The organism is Pantoea sp. USHLN256 (genome assembly GCF_037149875.1).
Taxonomy (GTDB): domain Bacteria; phylum Pseudomonadota; class Gammaproteobacteria; order Enterobacterales; family Enterobacteriaceae; genus Pantoea; species Pantoea nemavictus.
Map to the genome: position 1 here is coordinate 395,590 of NZ_JBBCQO010000003.1, position 21,031 is coordinate 416,620.

Genomic DNA, 21,031 nt, shown 5'->3' on the forward strand with positions numbered 1-21,031 from the left:
TTTCAGCGTTGTGCTTCCGGCTAAGTCCGCGCTGCATAGCGTAATTTTTTGTCATATAGCTGAAACGATTCAATACAGCAAGCGAGGAGAGATATGTTCCAGCTCGAAGTTCAGGCCATTCATATTGGTGCTCAGGCACAGAATAAAGAAGAGGCCATTCGTCAGGTTGCTGCTGCGTTAACCGCTGCGGGTAATGTCGGCGAAGGCTACGTTAACGGCATGCTGGCGCGCGAACAGCAAACCACCACCTTTCTGGGTAACGGCATTGCCATTCCACACGGCACCACCGAGACGCGCGACCTGGTACTGAAAACCGGCGTGCAGGTCTATCAATTCCCTCAGGGCGTGGAGTGGGGCGATGGTCAAACGGCGTATGTGGCTATCGGTATTGCTGCCAAATCGGATGAACACCTCGCGTTGCTGCGTCAGCTCACTCATGTATTAAGTGATGACAGCATTGCTGAACAGCTGAAAACCGCATCGGCTGAAGAACTGCGTGCGCTGCTGATGGGTGAGAATCAGGCTGCTGAATTCAAATTCGATACCTCGCTGATTGCCGTGGATGTGGCAGCCAGCGACTTAATCACCTTACAAGCGCTCAACGCCGGTCGCCTGCAAGCCGCAGGCGCGGTCGATGCGGCATTTATTGCTGATGTGGTTTCCCATGCACCGTTAAGCCTCGGGCAAGGCATCTGGCTGAGCGACAGCGCTAACGGCAACCTCGGTAGCGCAGTGGCGGTAAGCCGTGCCGCTGCGCCATTCCAGCATCAGGGCGAAAGCGTCGCGCTGCTACTGACCGTTGCGGCGAACGATCAGCGTCCGTTGGAAGTGCTGGGCTACTTAAGCAATCTGCTGCTGACCAACAAAGCTGAACGTCTGCTGAAGACCGATGCTGCCGGGATTCTGGCGCTGCTGACCAGTGAAGTGGATGAAGCTGCCGAACAGCTGACCGCTGAATTCACCATCCGCAATGAGCATGGTCTGCATGCGCGTCCAGGTACCGCACTGGTTACCGTGATCAAACAGTTCAACAGTGACATCACCGTGACCAACCTCGACGGCAGCGGCAAGCCCGCCAACGGCCGTAGCCTGATGAAAGTGGTCGCGCTCGGCGTGAAGAAAGGCCATCGCCTGCGCTTTACTGCCAGTGGTGAAGATGCCCAGCAAGCGCTTACCGCTATTGAAGAAGCGATCAATGCCGGTCTCGGCGAGGGGGTAGCATGAGCCGTCGTGTCGCCACTATTACGTTAAATCCGGCTTACGATCTGGTGGGTTACACGCCAGAGATTGAGCATGGTGAAGTTAATCTGGTGAAAACCACCGGTCTGCACGCCGCTGGCAAAGGCATCAACGTTGCTAAAGTGCTGAAAGACTTAGGGATCGATGTCACAGTCGGCGGTTTCCTCGGTAAAGAAAACCAGGATGGCTTCCAGCAGCTGTTCAGCGAGCTTGGCATTGCCAACCGTTTCCAGGTGGTGCAGGGCCGCACACGTATCAACGTTAAGCTGACAGAAAAAGACGGCGATGTGACCGATCTGAACTTCTCCGGCTTTGAAGTGACAGCCCAGGATTGGGATCGCTTCACGGCGGATTCTCTCACCTGGCTCGGCCAGTTCGACATGGTGTGCGTCAGCGGCAGCTTGCCTGCCGGCGTGGCGCCTGAAGCGTTCACCAAGTGGATGAGCGATCTGCGTACGCTGTGCCCTTGCATCATCTTCGACAGCAGCCGCGAAGCGCTGGTCGCCGGTCTGAAAGCCGCGCCGTGGTTGGTAAAACCGAATCGCCGCGAGCTGGAAATTTGGGCCGGTCGCAAACTGCCTGAGTTGCAGGACGTCATTGGTGCCGCCCATGAACTGCGCGAGCAGGGCATTGCGCACGTGGTGATTTCTCTCGGTGCGGAAGGTGCGCTGTGGGTGAATGCTTCCGGTGAATGGCTCGCCAAACCACCTGCCTGCGAAGTGGTCAGCACCGTGGGTGCCGGAGATTCCATGGTCGGCGGCCTGATTTACGGTTTGCTGATGCGTGAATCCAGCGAGCATACGCTGCGTCTGGCAACGGCTGTGGCGGCGATGGCCGTCAGTCAAAGCAACGTTGGCGTTAAAGATCGTACTCAGTTGGCCGCGATGATGGCGCGCGTCGACTTACAACCCGTTAACTAACAGCAGGAGAGCGATAATGAAAACGCTGCTGATAAAAGATTCTTCACTGGGGCTGGCATCAGGACATCTGGCGCTGGAACGTTTACGCGCCACGGCGGCACAGGCCGGACTGACGCTGACCGACAATGCCGCCGACGCTGAGCTGGTGCTGGTTGCTGGTCATAACGCGCCGACTGATGCGCAGTTGGCCGGTAAGTCTGTGGCGCTGGTGGATGTGCAGCAAGCGCTGCGCGATCCGCTGGCGGCGATCAACCAGGCCAAAGCAAGTGCCAAAACCTGGCAACCTGCGGCGACAACGGGCGCCGTACCGGTTACCGCGCAGAGCGGTGGCCAGAAACGTATTGTGGCAGTCACCGCCTGCCCAACCGGCGTTGCCCACACCTTTATGGCGGCAGAAGCTATTCAGGCCGAAGCTACTAAGCGTGGCTGGTGGGTGAAAGTGGAAACCCGCGGTTCAGTCGGTGCGGGCAACGCCATCACACCGGAAGAGGTGGCGGCGGCCGATCTGGTGATCGTCGCGGCGGATATTGATGTGGATCTGGCGAAGTTTGCCGGTAAGCCGATGTATCGCACCTCAACCAGTCTGGCGCTGAAGAAAACCGCGCAGGAGTTGGACAAAGCCCAGGCAGAAGCGAAAACCTATCAGCCGAGCGGCAATCAGGCCGCCAGCGCCCAGGGCGACAGCAAAGAGAAAGCCGGTGCCTATCGTCACCTGCTGACCGGCGTGTCGTACATGCTGCCGATGGTCGTTGCTGGTGGTTTGAGCATCGCGCTCTCGTTTGCTTTCGGTATTACCGCATTTAAAGAGCCGGGTACATTGGCCGCTGCATTGATGCAGATTGGCGGCGGTAGCGCCTTCGCTCTGATGGTTCCGGTACTGGCGGGCTTCATTGCCTTCTCAATTGCGGACCGTCCGGGCCTGACGCCAGGTCTGATTGGCGGCATGATCGCCACCAGCATTAACGCCGGTTTCCTCGGTGGCATCATCGCCGGTTTCATTGCCGGTTACGCCGCGAAGATGCTCAGCAGTAAAGTCAAACTGCCGCAAAGTATGGAAGCGCTAAAGCCGATTCTGATCATCCCGCTGGTGGCGAGCTTAATTACCGGTCTGCTGATGATTTACGTGGTCGGTAAGCCGGTGGCGGGCATCATGACGGGCCTGACAACCTGGCTGGCCAACATGGGCACGGCGAACGCGGTTCTGCTGGGCGCAATCCTCGGTGGCATGATGTGTACCGATATGGGTGGCCCGGTGAACAAAGTAGCCTATGCCTTTGGTGTGGGTCTGCTGAGTTCGCAAACCTACGCGCCGATGGCAGCGATTATGGCCGCCGGCATGGTGCCACCGCTGGCGATGGGCCTGGCGACGCTGGTTGCGCGTCGTAAGTTCAACAAAGGTCAGCAAGAGGGCGGCAAAGCGGCGCTGGTATTGGGTCTGTGCTTCATCTCAGAAGGGGCGATTCCGTTTGCCGCGCGTGATCCCATGCGTGTGCTGCCATGCTGCATCATTGGCGGTGCGGTGACCGGTGCGATTTCGATGGCGATTGGTGCCAAACTGATGGCACCACACGGTGGTCTGTTCGTACTGCTGATTCCAGGCGCGATTACCCCAGTGCTGGGTTACCTGCTGGCGATTGTGATTGGTACTGCGGTGGCGGGTCTTGGCTACGCGATTCTGAAACGTCCGGAAGAAGAGCTGGTAAAAGCAGCGTAATCATCTGCAGACGTGAAAAAGGGAGCCTCGGCTCCCTTTTTTGTTTAATGGTTGGCATTCATGCCAACCAAAAACATCAACCCGAAGGGTCGCCATTCATGGCGACCTGGTTATCGCATTAACCCTGCTGCTCCGACTTCAGCCACGCAATCTCATCCTTCCAGATATCCGGATTGATGGTTTCCAGAATCATCGGAATGCCGTCAAAACGTTTATCCTTCATCAGCCAGCTAAACGCCGTTTTACCGATGTTGCCTTCACCCAGGCTGTGATGGCGGTCAACGCGGCTGCCCAGCGTGCTTTTGGCATCATTCAGGTGCATGCCGCGCAGATACTGGAAGCCGACAATGCGCTCAAATTCGCTAAAGGTCTCCGCGCAGGCTTCTTCGGTGCGCAGATCGTAACCACCGGCAAATGCATGGCAGGTATCGATGCACACGCCAACGCGCGATTTATCTTCCACATGCTCAATAATGGTGGCGAGATGCTCAAAGCGGAAACCGAGGTTGCTGCCCTGGCCCGCAGTGTTTTCAATCACCGCCACCACGCTGCTGGTTTTATCCAGCGCCATGTTAATCGATTCGGCGATGCGCTTCAGGCAGGCCTCTTCTTCAATCTGCTTGAGATGGCTGCCCGGATGGAAATTCAGCAGCGTTAAACCCAACTGTTCGGCACGCTGCATTTCATCGAGAAAAGCATCACGCGATTTTTCCAGCGCTTCCATCACCGGATGGCCGAGGTTAATCAGATAGCTATCGTGTGGCAGAATCTGCGCGGAGGTGAAGTTGTACTGGTCGCAGGCGGTCTTGAAGGCATCAATGACTTCACCTGAGAGCGGCGCCGCGCGCCATTGGCGCTGGTTTTTGGTGAACAGCGCAAAGGCTGTGGCTTCGAGTTCGTGGGCACGGATCACTGCCTGGTCCACGCCGCCTGATGCACTGACGTGTGCGCCGATATATTTCATGCCGCTCTCCTGATTGGGCGATTGCTGCTGCAAAGCTGTCCATCATAGCGGATGCGGTTACGCCATGAAATGTTGCACCAGCACATTGAGTGCTCCGCCGCCCAGAATCAACCAGCCAAACATCACCAATCCCAGCAGCAATGGTTTAAAGCCAGCCTGCTTTAAGGCGCTAAAGCGGGTGGTTAAACCCAATGCGGCCATCGCCATCGCCAGCAGCAGATTCGCCAGCTGATTCAGCGTGCTGACCACATTTCCCGGCAGCAGATGCAGCGAGTTAAACAGCGCAACGACAATAAACAGTAGCGCGAACCACGGGAAGCTGACGGATTGTTGTGATGCCGCGCGCTGACTACGCTGACGTTTTAGCCAGCTGCCGAGAAGCAGTAAAAACGGCGCCAGCATCATCACGCGCAGCATTTTAGCGATCACCGCAGTGTTTTCCGCCTCGGCGCCCATCGCGTGTCCGGCTGCGACCACCTGCGCCACTTCATGCAGCGTAGAACCGGTGAAGATGCCGAAGTGCTCCGCACTGACGCTGGGCAGCAGCGTCCACAGCAGCGGATAAATCACGATGCCTACCGTGCCAAACAGCACCACCGTCGCCACGGCCACCGCCACTTTTGACGGCGCCGCTTTAACGATAGGCTCGCTCGCCAGCACCGCCGCGGCGCCGCAAATGCTGCTGCCCGCGCCAATCAGCCATACGGTTTCGCGATCCATCTTCAGCAGACGAATGCCGATAAAACAGGTCAGCAGGAACGTTGAGCTCAGAACCAGCGCATCAATCAGCACGCCGCTGATGCCAACATCGGCGATTTGCTGCACGGTGATGCGAAAACCGTAAAGGATGATGCCGAGACGCAGCAAACGCTGTTTCGCCAGCAGCACGCCGCTGTCGCATGCGCCCGCCAGCTGCGGATACAGCGTGTTACCCAGCAAAATCCCTAATATGATTGCTAAGGTCAGGGCACCCAATCCGGCACTCGCCAGCCACGGCTGATGGGCTAACCACGCCGCACCGCCGGCAATGGCCGCGGTGAGTAGCAGGCCCGGCAGCCAGTGATGCAGATGAAACGGGGTTTTATTAACGCTTAGCTCAGCCATACTTTTCTCCTCGTAGGGGCGGCATTCATGCCGACCTTCTAACGTTCTATCTCTGGCTAAAGGGTGCGCTGCGCTGGTTTAAAAGTAAAATTGATAATATATTTATAATTAACCAGAATAAGTGATAGATGAGAGGTGCGCATGCACATCACGCTGCGTCAGATTGAGGTGTTTACCGAAGTACTGAAGAGTGGTTCAACCACCCAAGCCTCGCAGGTGCTGGCGCTGTCGCAGTCGGCGGTGAGCGCGGCGCTCGCCGACCTGGAAAACCAACTTGGCGTACAGCTGTTTGATCGCGTCGGCAAGCGTTTGGTGGTGAACGAGCATGGACGTTTACTCTATCCACGCGCGGTAGGCCTGATGGAGCAGGCGGGTGAGATCGAACAGCTGTTTAAAGAGGATAACGGGGCGATCCGCCTGTTTGCCAGCAGCACCATCGGCAATTACATGCTGCCAGGCATGATCGCCGCCTATCGCCGTGATTTTCCAGCGTTGCCGCTGGAGTTGAGCGTGGGTAACAGTCAGGATGCCATCACTGCGGTAGCCGATTTTCGTGTCGATATCGGCCTGATTGAAGGTCCGTGTCACGAGCTGGATATTATTAGCGAGCCGTGGCTGGAAGATGAGCTGGTGGTATTTGCCGCGCCGGATGCCGCGATTCTGCAGCAGCCGATTACTCTGGCAACCCTCGCTGCCGCACCCTGGATTCTGCGTGAGCGTGGTTCAGGTACGCGTGAAATTGTCGATTATCTGCTGCTGTCGCATTTGCCGCAGTTTCAGCTCGGTATGGAATTGGGTAATTCAGAGGCGATTAAACACGCGGTGCGCCACGGCATGGGCATCAGCTGTTTATCGCGTCGCGTGATTGAAGATTTGCTGGAAGCGGGCACGCTGGTGGAAGTGGCGATACCGCTGCCACGCCTGACGCGGACGCTGTATCGCATCCATCATCGCCAGAAACATGTGTCGAAAGCGTTAAGCCGTTTCCTGTCGTATTGCCGCGAATAGTTGCGGCTTTGATTGTGCTGCGGCTAATAATTTCTGGCCGATCATGAAGGTAACTAATAACCCGACGTGAATGCTATACAGCTTGGGTCTGAGTGCTACAATCGCGCCCTATTTTTATCCAGCATAGCGTTTACACATGCATAATGACTCAAAAACAATACAACAACCTGGATTGCGCCGTGAATTAAAATCGCGTCATCTCACCATGATCGCCATTGGCGGTTCCATCGGTACCGGCCTGTTTGTCGCCTCGGGTGCTACCATTTCTCAGGCCGGACCTGGCGGCGCGCTGCTCTCCTATGCGCTGATTGGCCTGATGGTTTACTTCCTGATGACCAGTCTCGGGGAACTCGCGGCATTTATGCCGGTTTCCGGCTCCTTCTCGACTTACGGCTCTAAATATGTAGAAGAAGGCTTCGGCTTCGCGCTGGGCTGGAACTACTGGTACAACTGGGCGGTGACCATCGCCGTTGACCTCGTCGCCTCGCAGCTCGTCATGAACTACTGGTTCCCGGACACGCCCGGCTGGATCTGGAGCGCGCTGTTCCTCGGCCTGATGTTCCTGCTCAACTACATTTCGGTTAAAGGCTTCGGCGAAGCGGAATACTGGTTCTCGCTGATCAAAGTGACCACCGTCATCATCTTTATCGTGGTTGGCGTATTAATGATCACCGGCATCATGCGCGGTGCTGAAAACGCCGGCTGGCACAACTGGACCGTGGGCGAAGCGCCGTTTGCCGGTGGTTTTGCCGCGATGATTGGCGTAGCGATGATCGTCGGCTTCTCTTTCCAGGGCACCGAGCTGATTGGCATCGCGGCGGGAGAATCGCAAGATCCCGCGAAAAACATCCCGCGCGCGGTGCGTCAGGTGTTCTGGCGCATCCTGCTGTTCTATATCTTCGCGATTCTGATCATCAGCCTGATTCTGCCGTATACCGATCCGCAGCTGCTGCATAACGATGTGACGGATATCGCCGTGAGCCCGTTCACCCTGGTGTTCCAGAATGCCGGTCTGCTGTCTGCGGCGGCGGTGATGAACGCGGTGATTCTGACGGCAGTGTTGTCGGCGGGTAACTCAGGTATGTACGCCTCAACGCGTATGCTGTTCAACCTGGCACGTGAAGGCAAAGCGCCGCGCATTTTTGGCAAGCTGTCGAAGGGCGGCGTGCCGCGTAACGCGCTGATTGCCACCACCGTGGTCGCCGGATTGTGCTTCCTGAGTTCGAAATTTGGTAACCAGGAAGTCTATCTGTGGCTGCTGAACACGTCTGGTATGACCGGCTTTATCGCCTGGTTGGGCATTGCCATCAGCCATTATCGTTTCCGTCGCGGCTATGTCGCGCAGGGACACAGCCTGGCCGATTTGCCATACCGTTCCGGCTTCTTCCCGCTGGGACCGATTTTTGCCTTCATTCTGTGTCTGATCATTACGTTAGGACAGAACTATCAGGCCTTCCTCGCCGATCGTATTGACTGGTATGGCGTCGCCGCCACCTATATCGGTATTCCGCTGTTCCTGATTATCTGGTTGGGCTACAAGCTGACGCGCGGCTCACGCTTCGTGAAGTACAGCGAAATGGAATTCCCAACGTTTAAAGAGTGAATCATCCGTGGTCGCCATGAATGGCGACCCCACGACACAGGGCGCGCATTATGCGCGCTTTTTTTTAACATTTGTTACCTGGATATAATTGATAATTATTATCACCTGCACTATTGTGGCTGCCGTTATGATTTCGACACGAAACAGGTAGAACAATGCGTACCACGGACGCCACGCTGGTGGCGGAAAACGGCCTCGAAACCGATACCATGACGCGTTATCGTCAGGTGCTGCGCCAGCGACTGCTGTTGATTGGCGTGCTGGTGCTGGCGATACTGGCATCGGTCATTCTTGATTTCACTCTCGGCCCGGCTGGCCTCTCTCTCGAAACCTTATGGCAAACGCTGACACATCCCGATGCGGTTGATGCCGGCACCCGCGTGATTGTCTGGGACATCCGCTTGCCCTATGCGTTGATGGCGGTAGTGGTGGGCTTCTCGCTTGGCCTGGCCGGTGCTGAGATGCAAACCATCCTCAATAACCCGCTCGCCAGTCCGTTTACGCTTGGCGTCTCGTCGGCCGCCGCCTTTGGCGCCGCATTGGCCATCATCCTCGGCATTGGTATTCCTGGCGTCCCCGATCAGTGGTTTATCTCAGCTAACGCCTTTGTGTTCGCGCTGTTTGCCGCGCTGATGCTGGATGGCGTGACGCGCTGGACCAAAGTCTCAACTTCTGGCGTGGTGCTGTTTGGTATTGCGCTGGTGTTCACCTTCAACGCGCTGGTATCGATGATGCAGTTCATCGCCAGTGAAGACACCTTGCAAGGCTTAGTGTTCTGGACCATGGGCAGCCTGGCGCGTGCCTCGTGGGAAAAGCTTGGCGTATTGACCGCCGCCTTTGCCATCCTGATTCCGTTCTCGATGCTCAGCAGCTGGAAGCTGACCGCGCTGCGCCTCGGCGAAGATCGCGCGGTGAGCTTTGGCATTGACGTGAAACGTCTGCGTCTGGCGACGCTGCTGCGTATCAGTATTCTCTCCGCGCTGGCGGTGGCATTCGTTGGGCCGATTGGCTTTATCGGTCTGGTCGCGCCGCATATTGCGCGCATGATGTTTGGTGAAGATCACCGCTATTATCTGCCAGCCAGTGCGCTGGTCGGCGCGCTGGTGCTGTCCCTGGCGTCCGTTGCATCGAAAAACCTGATTCCAGGCGTGATCATTCCGGTGGGGATCGTCACATCGCTGGTTGGCGTGCCGTTCTTCCTCAGTATTATTCTGCGTCATCGGGGGACGGTGTAATGGAGCAGGGATTACGTCTTAGCCATTTCTATGCCGGTTACCCGAAGCGTAAGGTGATTGAAGATCTCAACGTGCCGGAACTGCCGCGCGGTAAAATTACGGTGCTGCTCGGACCCAACGGCTGCGGCAAATCAACGTTGCTGCGCGCGCTGGCCGGTTTGAGCAAAGGGCAGGGCGAGTTGTGGCTAAACGGTGAAGAACTGATGAGCCAGCCGTTTGCCCGCCGGGCGCAGCGCGTGGTGTATCTGCCGCAAAGCTTGCCGGCTGGCGTGCATCTGCACGTGCTGGAGTCAATCATCGTGGCGCAGCGTGCGTCCGGGGGGTTGCATAGTGCCTCAAGCGAAGCGGAGATTATGCATCTGTTGGAGCAGCTCGGCATTGCTCATCTGGCCATGCGCTATCTTGATCAGCTATCGGGCGGACAGAAGCAGTTAGTCGGCCTGGCGCAATCGTTGATTCGCCGTCCGGAGCTGCTGCTGTTGGATGAGCCGCTGAGTGCGCTCGATCTCAACTACCAATTCCACGTGATGGATTTGGTGCGCCGCGAAACCCGCTTACGTAATATTGTAACGGTGGTGGTGGTGCATGATATCAACATCGCACTGCGTCATGCTGACCATGCGCTGATGTTGAAAGACGGCAATCTGCTGGCTGACGGCGAACCGTCGCAGGTGATTACGCCGGAGACGCTGGCGCAGGTGTATGGCGTGCGGGGTCGTATTGAGCACTGTTCGCGCGGCATGCCGCAGGTGATGATTGATGGACTGGCGGAGACGCTGATTTAAGTAAGGTGCACGCTGTCCCCCTCACAAACTGCACGCTGTCCCCCTCCTCGGGCCTCCCCCATAAATGGGGAAGGAAGATGCTGCCATATGTGAGTTGTGAAGCTGCATGTGGCAGCGTCTCCTTCCCCCGCTTGCGGGGGAAGGCCGGGATGGGGGACAGCCAGCACAATCTAAAAACAGCCAGCACAATCAAACCAACAAATGCTTCGCGTGAAAACGCAGATGATCCTCAACGAAGCTGGCGATAAAGAAGTAGCTGTGGTCATAGCCCGGCTGAATACGTAACTCCAGCGGGAAGCCTTGCTCATGCGCCACCGCTTCCAGCCGTTCCGGACGCAGCTGATCGGCGAGGAACTGATCGCTATCCCCTTGATCAATCAGAATCGGCAAGCGCTGCTCTGCCTCACGCATCAACAGGCAGCTATCCCATTCACGCCACGTCTGACGGTCCTCGCCCAAATAAGCGCTAAAGGCTTTCTGCCCCCACGGCACTTCAGTGGGATTGACGATTGGCGCAAACGCCGAAGCCGAAGCAAAACGTCCGCCGAGACGCAGTGCCAGCACCAGCGCACCGTGTCCGCCCATCGAATGTCCCATCACCGATTGACGATCGCTCAGCTTAAAGTTATCCGCCATCAGCGCCGGCAACTCCGCGCTGAGGTAGTCGAACATGCGGAAGTTCGCTGCCCACGGCTGCTGCGTCGCATTGAGGTAAAAACCGGCACCCTGACCGAGATCGTAGCCGCTGTCGTTCGCGACATCGTCACCGCGCGGGCTGGTATCGGGCATGATCAGCACTAAACCTAACTCCGCGGCCACACGCTGCGCACCCGCTTTGGTAGTGAAGTTCTCATCACTGCAGGTCAGCCCGGCGAGGAACCACACCACCGGCGGCGGCGCGTCGCTCTGCGGCGGCGGCAGAAAAATGCTGAAAGTCATTGGGCAGTTCAACACATCCGACTGATGACGCCAGCGCTGCTGCCAGCCGCCAAAGATGCGATGCTCTTCTAACAGCTCCAAAGTGGAAGCCATAATGTCTCCTGATTACTTGCTAAAGTGCACTACCGTACGGATCGATTTCCCTTCATGCATCAGATCAAAGGCGTCGTTAATCTCTTCCAGCGGCAGGTTGTGGGTGATGAAATCGTTCAACGCAAACTTACCATCAAGGTAATCCTGCACGATACCCGGCAACTGCGAGCGGCCTTTTACGCCACCAAAGGCGGAACCACGCCATACGCGACCGGTCACCAGCTGGAACGGACGGGTTGAGATCTCCTGGCCCGCGCCCGCTACGCCGATAATCACCGATTCGCCCCAACCTTTGTGGCAGCACTCCAGCGCCGAACGCATCACGTTGACGTTACCGATGCATTCGAAGGAGAAATCGACACCGCCGTCGGTCAGCTCAACGATCACATCCTGAATCGGCTTGTCGTGATCTTTCGGGTTGATCAGATCGGTTGCGCCCAGTTTGCGCGCCAGATCGAATTTGCTGGTGTTGAGATCGATACCGATGATGCGGCCCGCTTTCGCCATTTTCGCGCCAATGATGGCTGACAAACCGATGCCGCCGAGGCCGAAGATTGCCACGGTGTCGCCCTCTTTGACTTTAGCGGTGTTCATCACCGCGCCCATGCCGGTAGTGACGCCGCAGCCCAGCAGGCACACTTCTTCCAGCGGGGCTTCTTTGCTGATCACCGCCAGCGATATTTCCGGAACGACGGTGTACTCAGAGAAGGTTGAGGTGCCCATGTAGTGGAAAATCGGCTTGCCATCTTTGAAGAAGCGGGTGGTACCGTCTGGCATTAAACCTTTGCCCTGAGTGGCGCGAATCGCCTGGCACAGGTTGGTTTTACCGGAGAGACAGAACTTACACTTGCCGCACTCTGGCGTGTAAAGCGGAATCACGTGATCGCCGACGGCCACGCTGGTGACGCCTTCGCCGACGGCTTCTACTACGCCGCCGCCTTCATGGCCGAGGATCGCCGGGAATACGCCTTCAGGATCTTGTCCAGACAAGGTGTAAGCATCGGTATGGCACACGCCGGTTGCCACAATGCGCACCAGCACTTCACCTTTCTGCGGCGGCATCAGATCCACTTCTTCGATTTTCAGCGGTTCGCCAGCTGCCCAGGCAACGGCGGCGCGAGTTTTAATCATGTTCATGCAATCCCTCTTCCTGTAGATACGGGGTAAGTGGCCCCGATGGTCGTGATGTCGATAACAAAGAAACTCACTCAGTAACGTGCAGCGGATGCCGCAGTTCGTCGTTAACCGGGCGGTCGTCAAATAACTCAATAATCAAATACTTCAGCGCTTCCACGTTGGGCGTAAACGCATCGCGTCGCCACATTAGCCAGGTGGCGGTATCGCGGTAAGCGGGCGGTAACGCATGCTCCTGGACGCGCGCACGGGCTGGCATCTGCGCCAGCACCGAGGCGGGAATCATCGCCACGCCCGCGCCACCCGCGACGCAGGCCACCATCGCGTGATAGGACTGAATCTCCATTACGCTGCTCGGCGCGGTTTGGCTCTCGCGATACCAGGCTTCCAGTTTGGTGCGGTAGGAGCAGCTGTTGCGGAACGCAAACAATGTATCGCCCTGCACATCGCGCGCGCTGGCAATCGGCGCGTGTTCCGGACTGGTAATCAGCACCATCTGCTCATTAAAGGCAATGCAGCCGTTGAGATCGTCGTGCGCCACCGGGCCGTCCACCAGTGCCGCCGCCAGCGTGCCTTCACGTACTTTATCGATGATCTCACCGGAGGTGTTGGTGATCAGCGAGAGCTCAACCGCCGGAAAGCGCTGGTGATACGCTGCCAGCAGCGCCGGCAAACGCGTCGCCGCGGTGCTCTCCATCGAACCGAGCGCGAAGTTGCCGCCGGGTTCTCCGGCGCGTGCCATATTCAGCGCCTCATCGCTCAGCGCCAGGATGCGCTGCGCATAGTTAAGAAAATTGTGTCCCATCGGCGACAGGCGAATGCGTTGCTTCTCACGAATAAACAAATCCACGCCAATTTCATCTTCCAGCTGGCGCAGACGCGTGGTGAGATTGGAAGGTACGCGATGGAGCTGCTCGGCGGCACGGGCTAGCGAACCGGATTCGGCCACGGAGCAAAACATGCGGAGCTGTACTAAATCCATATTCTCTTCTCGTAAACAACTTGGTTAGTATTATTCACTTTCCGTGAGTTTAAACGTCATGCATGCTAGTGACAAGTGATAAAACATCCTGAGGTCGGTATGGCGTTTCGAGTTGCGCTTAGCGCGTTCTTAAGTTTAGTGGTTGCGATGGGGATTGGGCGATTTGCTTTCACACCGCAGGTTCCATTGATGATTCATGACCATCAGCTGACGCTCACCAGCGCCAGCCTGGTAGCGGCACTCAACTATCTGGGTTATCTGTTTGGATCCTTTGATGCAATGCGTGCGCGTCATCGCGTGGAGTGGCGTTTGCAGGCGGGCGTGTGGGGCGCGGTGGTATTAACGCTGCTATCGGCGTGCGTCAGTGGACCGTGGCTGCATGGCCTGATTCGCTTCCTGATCGGCTGGGCTAGCGGCTGGGCAATGGTATTGCTGGCGGCCTGGGCCAGCGATCAACTGCACCATCACGGACGTCCGGGAATGCTGGCGGCGGTATTTGCCGGTCCGGGCACCGGGATTTTCATCAGCGGCATGCTGGCCGTGGTCCTGCACGCCAGCGGCGTCAGCGCGGCGTTTGCGTGGGCGGCTTATGGTGTGCTGGCGTTGTTATTAATTGCAGCCATTGCGCGCTTTCTACCGCGCAGCGGTCAACTGCATCGGCCCGATCAAGCCGCTGCGCCGCTGGTGCTCAATGGCGATCTTAAGCGATTGGTGTTGAGCTACAGTCTGGCCGGCTTCGGTTACATTCTGCCCGCCACTTTTCTGTCGCAAATGGCGGCGGCGCGTTTCCCTGACAGCGCGTTTGCGCAATTTGTCTGGCCAGTGTTTGGCGGCGCGGCAGTCATCGGCATTGTGTTGGGCATCCTGACGCGCCATTGGGGCAGCAGCCATCGGCGTCTTGCCATCGTGTTATGGGCGCAGGCGCTGGGCGTTATCGCCGCGATTGTCCTGCCAGGCTTAAATGGCCTGATGCTTGGCGCCGCATTGATCGGTGGTGGCTTTCTGTGTGTGGTGCAGCTGGCGCTGCAATATGGCCGTGAACTGGCGCCGCAGCACGCGTGTTATTTAGCCGGATTGCTAACCACCGGTTATGCGGTAGGGCAGTTGGGTGGTCCGCTGCTGTCGTGGATCTCCAGCTTGCTGTGGCATCGACTGGAACCCGCGCTGTGGGTGGCTGGCGTCAGCTTGATCCTTGCCGGGATGCTGGTTTTACGTCGCCACGCGCGATGAAAAGCTTTCATCTTCTATCGGAATGATTGCTGGATTAAGGGCGCGGAGTATTTCACAATACGCGCTCAGAATTTCCCCCGTGGGCGAAGACCCGCGGGCGCATCACCTGCCGGAGAAGAGTTAAGATGAGTACCTTAAGTCAGGAAGCCGCCCTGGTTCACGAAGCGCTGTTGGCGCGTGGTCTGGAAACGCCATTACGCGCCCCGGTGCGTGATATGGATGACGCCGCGCGTAAGCGTGAAATCGCTGGTCACATGACCCAAATTATGCAGCTGCTAAATCTGGACCTGGAAGATGACAGCCTGATGGAGACGCCGCATCGCATCGCCAAAATGTATGTCGATGAAATCTTCTCAGGTCTTGATTACGCCAACTTCCCAAAAATCACCGTCATCGAAAACAAGATGAAGGTTGATGAGATGGTAACCGTGCGCGATATCACGTTGACCAGCACCTGCGAACATCACTTTGTGATTATCGATGGCAAAGCGACCGTGGCTTATATCCCGAAAGAGAAGGTGATTGGCCTGTCGAAAATCAACCGTATCGTGCAGTTCTTTGCCCAACGCCCGCAGGTGCAAGAGCGCCTGACGCAGCAAGTGCTGGTGGCGCTGCAAACGCTGCTCGGCACCAATAACGTCGCGGTATCGATTGATGCGGTGCATTACTGCGTGAAAGCGCGTGGCGTGAAAGATGCCACCAGCGCGACCACCACCACTTCGCTGGGTGGTTTGTTCAAATCCAGCCAGAACACGCGTCAGGAGTTCCTGCGCGCGGTTCGCCACAGCTAATCATTTTGGGCGACGGCTTGTCGCCCGCTCTCCTCACTGCTGCAGGGCACTCGATGCAACGCTATCTCGCGCTGGATTTCATTCGTGGTTGCGCCATTCTCGGCATCTTACTGCTGAACATTGTCGGCTTTGCGTTGCCGGCCGCGGCCTATCTTAATCCCGCGTGGCAAGGAGAGGTTTCGCTCGCCGATGCCTGGACATGGGCGATCATGGATGGCCTGGCGCAGCTCAAATTCCTCACGCTATTTGCTTTGTTGTTTGGTGCCGGGCTGTATATGCAAGCACCGCGCGGCAGCCGCTGGATGTCGGCGCGCCTCACGCTGCTGGTACTGCTCGGTTTCATTCACGGCCTATTTTTCTGGGAAGGCGACATCCTGCTGGATTATGGCCTGATTGGGCTAATTATCTGGCGCATGCTGCGCGATGTGCCGTCCGACCGCGCGCTGTTACAAACCGGCGCATTACTCTATTTGGTCGGCTGCGCGGTGCTGCTGGTATTTGGCGCGATTTCTAGCCCAAATCCGACGCGTTCCTGGCTGCCGGGCGCGGCGGATCTGCAATACGAAAGCTACTGGAAACTGCTTGGGGGCTGGGAAGCGGTGCAGAATCGGCTTGATCATTTGTCATCGGGCCTGATGGCGCTGGCGTCACAATATGGCTGGCAGCTGGCAGGCTTAATGCTGATTGGCGCGGCGTTGATGCGCAGCGGCTGGCTCAGCGGGCATTTTAGTGTGCAACACTATCGCCGCTCGGCGGCGCTGCTGCTGACCATTGGCTGGTTGATCGCCATTCCCGGCATTGCCGCGCAGTGGATGATTGGCTGGGAGTTCCGCTGGACCGGCTTCTTCCTGCAGGTGCCGCGCGATCTCGCCAGTCCATTTATCAGCCTGGGCTATGCCGCACTTTGTCTTGGTTTCTGGCCGCAAATTGCGGCAACGCGTATCAGCTACGCGATTCAATGCGTTGGCCGCATGGCATTGAGCAATTACCTGTTACAGACCCTGATTTGCACCACGCTTTTTTACCGCTTCAACCTGTTCCTCAAGTTTGATCGTCTGCAGCTGCTGGCCTTTGTACCGGTTATCTGGCTGATCAATATCCTGTTTTCCGTGATGTGGCTGCGCTACTTCCCGCAAGGCCCCATGGAGTGGATGTGGCGCAAACTGACGCGTCTGGCTGCCGGCAAAGCAACCCCCTCATCTTCCATCAGATAATGATGTTCATCACAAAGGTTGCAGAATTGTATGTAACCGTTTTCATTGATGTGACGTGATTCACGCAGCCGTGCCACATGCCCTGACAAAATAGCGCCGTTACGCGCTCGTCGCGCATTTTCAGCCTCTGTGGAACAGCTGCATGATAACGATTCGTGATGTCGCCCGTCAGGCCGGTGTGTCAGTAGCCACCGTGTCGCGTGTGCTCAATAACAGCAGTGCAGTCACCGCCGATACCCGTGAAGCCGTGCTGGCAGCGGTTGACGCGTTAGGCTATCGCCCAAATGCCAATGCGCAGGCGCTGGCTACGCAAATCAGTGACACCATCGGTGTGGTAGTGATGGATGTCTCCGACCCCTTCTTTGGCGCGTTAGTAAAAGCGGTGGATACCGTGGCACAGCGCGTGCACAAACACGTGTTAATCAGCAACTCCTGGCACCAGGAGGAGAAAGAGCGTCACGCAATTGAGGTGCTAATACGTCAACGCTGCAATGCGTTGGTGGTGCACGCGAAAACGCTTTCAGACGCAGAATTAATCCAATTTATGGATCACGTTCCTGGTATGGTCCTGATTAACCGCACAATTCCGGGTTATGAGCATCGTTGTGTCTGCCTTGATAACGTCACCGGCGCACAGGTAGCGACGCGCATGTTGTTACATCTTGGTCATCAGCGCATTGGTTTTCTCAGCTCTAGCCATCCGATTGAAGATGTCACGCAACGACGTGAAGGTTGGCTGCAAGCCTTGGCAGAGCAGGGGATTCGCCCGCAGGAGTCGTGGATTGCGCATGCGGAACCCGATATGCAAGGCGGCGAAGCAGCGATGGTGGAACTGCTTGGCCGTAACTTACATTTAACAGCGGTGTTTTCCTACAATGACGGCATGGCAGCGGGCGCATTGACGGCTTTAAAGGACAATGGCATTCAGGTACCACAGCATTTCTCGGTGATAGGTTTTGACGATATCCCTATCTCACGTTACACCGATCCTCAATTAACCACGGTTCGCTATCCTATTGTTTCTATGGCGAAATTAGCGACAGAATTGGCGCTAAAAGGTGCGGCCGGCGAGTTAGATGAGCTGGCGACGCACTGCTTTATGCCGACGCTGGTACGTCGTCATTCGGTGGCCCAGCGGCAAATTGTGGAGTCGGTCACTAATTCAGGCGATAGCCCTGTGTAACCGTTTCCAATCTGTGATTGCATTCACAGTTAATTAACATGCTGCTCACTATGATGGCAGCGTCTTACCGGACTGAAACATCATGTAACGCTGGTCAATCCTTCTGCCAGCAGGTTTCAGTAGCCGATTGAAATAGTTCACAACACTCTTCAGGAAGCGTTTACCTACAGGGAAGTCAGGATGGCGATGGTGGCCCGGCTTTGCGTTACGCGTCCGCCCCATGGATTCAAGTTAAAACCGACGGCGCTGGTTGCTACAGGCAATACGGCGCAATGAAATGCCCTACATAAAAAACCGGAGATACCATGAATAAGAAGGTTTTCACGCTCACAGCACTGGTTGCCAGCATGATGTTTGGTGCAACTGCGCACGCCGCCGATACCCGCATTGGCGTGACGATTTACAAATACGACGACAACTTCATGTCGATGGTGCGTAAGGACATTGAGAAAGAGGCGAAATCATTGGGCGGCATTCAGCTGCTGATGAATGACTCGCAGAATGACCAATCTAAGCAGAACGACCAGATCGACGTGTTGATGGCGAAAGGCGTGAAAGCGCTGGCGATTAACCTGGTGGACCCGGCTGCTGCGGCCGTTGTCATTGATAAAGCGCGTGGCAATGACGTGCCAGTGGTGTTCTTCAACAAAGAGCCGAACGCGAAAGTGCTGGCAAGCTACCCGAAAGCCTATTACGTCGGTACCGATTCTAAAGAGTCGGGCATTATCCAGGGTCAGCTGATTGAGAAGCACTGGAAAGCGACGCCGGCCTGGGATCTGAACAAAGATGGCCAGATTCAGTTCGTGCTGCTGAAAGGTGAGCCGGGCCATCCGGATGCCGAAGCGCGTACTAAATACGTGATCGATACCCTGAACAAAGACGGTCTGAAAACGCAGCAGCTGGCGATGGATACCGCAATGTGGGATACCGCTCAGGCTAAAGACAAAGTTGACGCCTGGCTCTCTGGCCCGAACGCCGACAAAATTGAAGTGATCATCGCTAACAACGATGCAATGGCGATGGGTGCGGTTGAAGCGCTGAAAGCGCACAACAAAACCAGCATTCCGGTGTTTGGCGTCGATGCACTGCCAGAAGCGCTGGCGCTGGTGAAATCGGGCGCACTGGCGGGTACCGTATTGAACGATGCGGAAAACCAGGCGAAAGCCACGCTGGATATCGCGAAAAACCTGGCGGATGGCAAAGAGCCAACTGCAGGTACTAACTTCAAGATGGACAACAAAATCGTACGTGTTCCTTACGTACCAGTAGATAAAGAAAATCTGTCGCAGTTCGTGAAGTAATTCATCCTGGGCGCGGCACTTCGCCGCGCCTTATTGCATCTGACCAACGCTTTATTTAGCCAGGTAAATTATGGCCAGTGAGAATCCGACCACACAGCGTGAATATCTGCTGGAGATGACGAATGTCTCGAAATCATTTCCAGGGGTTAAAGCCTTAGATAATGTGAATTTAAAAGTGCGGCCGCACTCCGTCCATGCATTAATGGGAGAAAACGGCGCCGGGAAATCTACATTATTAAAATGTCTGTTTGGGATTTATAAAAAGGATACGGGGAGCATCCTGTTTCAGGGTGAGGAAATTGATTATAAGAGCTCCAAAGAGGCGCTGGAAAATGGCGTGTCGATGGTGCATCAGGAATTAAACTTGGTTCTGCAACGCAACGTAATGGATAACATGTGGCTTGGCCGTTATCCGCGTAAAGGCGTGTTTGTCGATCAGGATAAAATGTATCGCGATACTAAAGCGATCTTTGATGAATTAGATATTGATATCGATCCGCGCGATAAAGTGGCGACCTTGTCTGTTTCACAAATGCAGATGATTGAAATTGCCAAGGCTTTCTCCTATGACGCGAAAATTGTCATTATGGATGAGCCAACCTCGTCGCTGACCGAAAAAGAAGTTAATCACCTGTTTACCATTATCCGTAAGCTGAAAGATCGTGGCTGCGGCATTGTGTATATCTCGCATAAGATGGAGGAGATTTTCCAGCTGTGCGATGAGATCACCATTTTGCGTGATGGACAGTGGATCGCCACCCAGCCGCTGGAAGGGCTGGATATGGACAAAATCATCTCGATGATGGTTGGTCGTTCATTGAACCAACGTTTCCCGGATAAAACTAACGTGCCGGGTGAAGTGATTCTCGAGGTGCGTCACTTAACCTCACTGCGTCAGCCGTCGATTCGCGATATCTCTTTTGATCTGCATAAAGGGGAGATTCTGGGTATTGCCGGCCTGGTAGGCGCCAAGCGTACTGACATCGTCGAAACGCTGTTTGGTATTCGCGAGAAGTCAGGCGGCACCATTAAATTGCACGGCAAGAGCATTAATAACCACAGCGCCAACGAAGCGATAAACCATGGCTTTGCGCTGGTGACAGAAGAGCGTCGTTCCACCGGTATTTATGCTTATCTGGATATTGGCTTTAACTCGCTTATCTCCAATATTAAAAAGTATAAATCCAGCATGGGTCTGCTCGATAATAAACGCATGAAGAGCGATACCCAGTGGGTGATTGATTCGATGCGCGTGAAAACGCCCGGTCATCATACGCAAATAGGTTCGCTTTCCGGTGGTAACCAACAGAAAGTAATTATTGGTCGTTGGTTATTAACGCAGCCGGAAATATTGATGCTTGATGAACCGACGCGCGGGATTGATGTGGGCGCGAAGTTCGAAATTTACCAACTTATTGCTGAGTTGGCGAAGAAAGAGAAGGGCATCATTATTATCTCTTCTGAAATGCCAGAGCTGTTGGGTATTACCGATCGTATTCTAGTGATGAGTAATGGCCAGGTAGCGGGCATTGTTGATACCAAAACGACCTCGCAGAATGAAATCCTGCGTTTAGCGTCATTACACCTTTAAT

The 21,031-nt window shown here is 55.9% G+C and carries 18 protein-coding genes; 13 read left to right on the plus strand and 5 right to left on the minus strand.

Features of this window, described 5'->3' with window-relative positions:
* Positions 1-93: 93 nt before the first annotated feature.
* Genes fruB through fruA form a run of 3 tightly spaced genes read left to right on the plus strand, consistent with a single transcriptional unit; the run spans position 94 to position 3,873 of the window.
* The gene (gene fruB, locus WFL93_RS11100) at positions 94-1,224 is read left to right on the plus strand and encodes a fused PTS fructose transporter subunit IIA/HPr protein (protein ID WP_336778114.1); all 1,131 of its coding nucleotides are present in this window, start codon (positions 94-96) and stop codon (positions 1,222-1,224) included.
* Entirely contained in the window at positions 1,221-2,159 is a 939-nt protein-coding gene (gene fruK / locus WFL93_RS11105; RefSeq protein WP_049852857.1) for a 1-phosphofructokinase, read from the plus strand. The genes fruB and fruK overlap by 4 nt, the downstream gene beginning before the upstream one ends.
* A 16-nt stretch (positions 2,160-2,175) precedes the next feature.
* Positions 2,176-3,873, plus strand: coding sequence for a PTS fructose transporter subunit IIBC (gene fruA / locus WFL93_RS11110; protein ID WP_336778115.1), 1,698 nt, complete (start codon positions 2,176-2,178; stop codon positions 3,871-3,873).
* 118 nt (positions 3,874-3,991) lie between these two features.
* Here the strand turns inward: fruA and nfo are convergent, their stop codons facing one another.
* Together nfo and WFL93_RS11120 are read right to left on the minus strand one after the other, a co-directional pair.
* Positions 3,992-4,837, minus strand: coding sequence for a deoxyribonuclease IV (nfo, locus tag WFL93_RS11115; protein WP_007889474.1), 846 nt, complete (start codon positions 4,835-4,837; stop codon positions 3,992-3,994).
* 57 nt (positions 4,838-4,894) lie between these two features.
* Positions 4,895-5,941: a YeiH family putative sulfate export transporter gene (locus WFL93_RS11120; protein WP_336778116.1), complete on the minus strand. Its 1,047-nt coding sequence runs from the start codon at positions 5,939-5,941 to the stop codon at positions 4,895-4,897.
* A gap of 141 nt (positions 5,942-6,082) precedes the next feature.
* Here WFL93_RS11120 and yieE point away from each other — a divergent pair, with 141 nt between their 5' ends.
* From yieE to WFL93_RS11140, 4 genes are all read left to right on the plus strand, one after another.
* The gene (gene yieE / locus WFL93_RS11125) at positions 6,083-6,949 is read left to right on the plus strand and encodes a DNA-binding transcriptional regulator YeiE (protein WP_180822173.1); all 867 of its coding nucleotides are present in this window, start codon (positions 6,083-6,085) and stop codon (positions 6,947-6,949) included.
* Positions 6,950-7,085: 136 nt separating this feature from the next.
* Positions 7,086-8,552, plus strand: coding sequence for an amino acid permease (locus WFL93_RS11130; RefSeq protein WP_007889477.1), 1,467 nt, complete (start codon positions 7,086-7,088; stop codon positions 8,550-8,552).
* Positions 8,553-8,707: 155 nt separating this feature from the next.
* A complete protein-coding gene (locus tag WFL93_RS11135; RefSeq protein ID WP_007889479.1) occupies positions 8,708-9,787 on the plus strand; it encodes a FecCD family ABC transporter permease in 1,080 nt (359 codons plus the stop codon).
* Complete coding sequence (locus tag WFL93_RS11140) at positions 9,787-10,572, plus strand: ABC transporter ATP-binding protein (protein WP_049852428.1); 786 nt, start codon at positions 9,787-9,789, stop codon at positions 10,570-10,572. Before WFL93_RS11135 ends, WFL93_RS11140 begins: the two co-directional genes overlap by 1 nt.
* 189 nt (positions 10,573-10,761) lie before the next feature.
* Here the strand turns inward: WFL93_RS11140 and fghA are convergent, their stop codons facing one another.
* The 3 genes from fghA to ptrR all read right to left on the minus strand — a co-directional run bounded on the left by fghA (position 10,762) and on the right by ptrR (position 13,720).
* Positions 10,762-11,604, minus strand: a complete 843-nt coding sequence (fghA, locus tag WFL93_RS11145) for an S-formylglutathione hydrolase (RefSeq protein ID WP_007889486.1) — start codon at positions 11,602-11,604, stop codon at positions 10,762-10,764.
* A gap of 12 nt (positions 11,605-11,616) precedes the next feature.
* On the minus strand, positions 11,617-12,741 hold the full coding sequence (locus WFL93_RS11150; protein ID WP_007889488.1) for an S-(hydroxymethyl)glutathione dehydrogenase/class III alcohol dehydrogenase: 1,125 nt from the start codon (positions 12,739-12,741) through the stop codon (positions 11,617-11,619).
* Between the two features lie 67 nt (positions 12,742-12,808).
* Positions 12,809-13,720, minus strand: coding sequence for a putrescine utilization regulator PtrR (gene ptrR, locus WFL93_RS11155; protein WP_007889490.1), 912 nt, complete (start codon positions 13,718-13,720; stop codon positions 12,809-12,811).
* 99 nt (positions 13,721-13,819) lie between these two features.
* On the opposite strand from ptrR, the gene WFL93_RS11160 reads away from it, so the two are divergent.
* The 6 genes from WFL93_RS11160 to mglA all read left to right on the plus strand — a co-directional run bounded on the left by WFL93_RS11160 (position 13,820) and on the right by mglA (position 21,030).
* Positions 13,820-14,950: a YbfB/YjiJ family MFS transporter gene (locus WFL93_RS11160; RefSeq protein WP_336778117.1), complete on the plus strand. Its 1,131-nt coding sequence runs from the start codon at positions 13,820-13,822 to the stop codon at positions 14,948-14,950.
* A 125-nt stretch (positions 14,951-15,075) separates the two neighbouring features.
* Positions 15,076-15,741: a GTP cyclohydrolase I FolE gene (gene folE / locus WFL93_RS11165; RefSeq protein ID WP_007889495.1), complete on the plus strand. Its 666-nt coding sequence runs from the start codon at positions 15,076-15,078 to the stop codon at positions 15,739-15,741.
* A 53-nt stretch (positions 15,742-15,794) separates the two neighbouring features.
* Positions 15,795-16,955 carry a DUF418 domain-containing protein YeiB gene (gene yeiB / locus WFL93_RS11170; protein ID WP_336778118.1) on the plus strand — a complete coding sequence of 387 codons (1,161 nt, stop codon included), beginning with the start codon at positions 15,795-15,797 and terminating at the stop codon, positions 16,953-16,955.
* A 142-nt stretch (positions 16,956-17,097) separates the two neighbouring features.
* Positions 17,098-18,138, plus strand: a complete 1,041-nt coding sequence (gene galS, locus WFL93_RS11175; protein WP_007889499.1) for an HTH-type transcriptional regulator GalS — start codon at positions 17,098-17,100, stop codon at positions 18,136-18,138.
* Positions 18,139-18,443: 305 nt separating this feature from the next.
* On the plus strand, positions 18,444-19,439 hold the full coding sequence (gene mglB, locus WFL93_RS11180) for a galactose/glucose ABC transporter substrate-binding protein MglB (RefSeq protein ID WP_336778119.1): 996 nt from the start codon (positions 18,444-18,446) through the stop codon (positions 19,437-19,439).
* 70 nt (positions 19,440-19,509) lie between these two features.
* Complete coding sequence (gene mglA / locus WFL93_RS11185; protein WP_007889501.1) at positions 19,510-21,030, plus strand: galactose/methyl galactoside ABC transporter ATP-binding protein MglA; 1,521 nt, start codon at positions 19,510-19,512, stop codon at positions 21,028-21,030.
* Position 21,031: the final 1 nt, after the last annotated feature.

Excerpts from the sequence above, each read along its gene's own strand:
- fruB (WP_336778114.1), top strand. The coding sequence starts at position 94 with ATGTTCCAGCTCGAAGTTCAGGCCATTCATATTGGTGCTCAGGCACAG.
- fruK (WP_049852857.1), top strand. The coding sequence starts at position 1,221 with ATGAGCCGTCGTGTCGCCACTATTACGTTAAATCCGGCTTACGATCTG.
- fruA (WP_336778115.1), top strand. The coding sequence starts at position 2,176 with ATGAAAACGCTGCTGATAAAAGATTCTTCACTGGGGCTGGCATCAGGA.
- nfo (WP_007889474.1), bottom strand. The coding sequence starts at position 4,837 with ATGAAATATATCGGCGCACACGTCAGTGCATCAGGCGGCGTGGACCAG.
- WFL93_RS11120 (WP_336778116.1), bottom strand. The coding sequence starts at position 5,941 with ATGGCTGAGCTAAGCGTTAATAAAACCCCGTTTCATCTGCATCACTGG.
- yieE (WP_180822173.1), top strand. The coding sequence starts at position 6,083 with ATGCACATCACGCTGCGTCAGATTGAGGTGTTTACCGAAGTACTGAAG.
- WFL93_RS11130 (WP_007889477.1), top strand. The coding sequence starts at position 7,086 with ATGCATAATGACTCAAAAACAATACAACAACCTGGATTGCGCCGTGAA.
- WFL93_RS11135 (WP_007889479.1), top strand. The coding sequence starts at position 8,708 with ATGCGTACCACGGACGCCACGCTGGTGGCGGAAAACGGCCTCGAAACC.
- WFL93_RS11140 (WP_049852428.1), top strand. The coding sequence starts at position 9,787 with ATGGAGCAGGGATTACGTCTTAGCCATTTCTATGCCGGTTACCCGAAG.
- fghA (WP_007889486.1), bottom strand. The coding sequence starts at position 11,604 with ATGGCTTCCACTTTGGAGCTGTTAGAAGAGCATCGCATCTTTGGCGGC.
- WFL93_RS11150 (WP_007889488.1), bottom strand. The coding sequence starts at position 12,741 with ATGAACATGATTAAAACTCGCGCCGCCGTTGCCTGGGCAGCTGGCGAA.
- ptrR (WP_007889490.1), bottom strand. The coding sequence starts at position 13,720 with ATGGATTTAGTACAGCTCCGCATGTTTTGCTCCGTGGCCGAATCCGGT.
- WFL93_RS11160 (WP_336778117.1), top strand. The coding sequence starts at position 13,820 with ATGGCGTTTCGAGTTGCGCTTAGCGCGTTCTTAAGTTTAGTGGTTGCG.
- folE (WP_007889495.1), top strand. The coding sequence starts at position 15,076 with ATGAGTACCTTAAGTCAGGAAGCCGCCCTGGTTCACGAAGCGCTGTTG.
- yeiB (WP_336778118.1), top strand. The coding sequence starts at position 15,795 with ATGCAACGCTATCTCGCGCTGGATTTCATTCGTGGTTGCGCCATTCTC.
- galS (WP_007889499.1), top strand. The coding sequence starts at position 17,098 with ATGATAACGATTCGTGATGTCGCCCGTCAGGCCGGTGTGTCAGTAGCC.
- mglB (WP_336778119.1), top strand. The coding sequence starts at position 18,444 with ATGAATAAGAAGGTTTTCACGCTCACAGCACTGGTTGCCAGCATGATG.
- mglA (WP_007889501.1), top strand. The coding sequence starts at position 19,510 with ATGGCCAGTGAGAATCCGACCACACAGCGTGAATATCTGCTGGAGATG.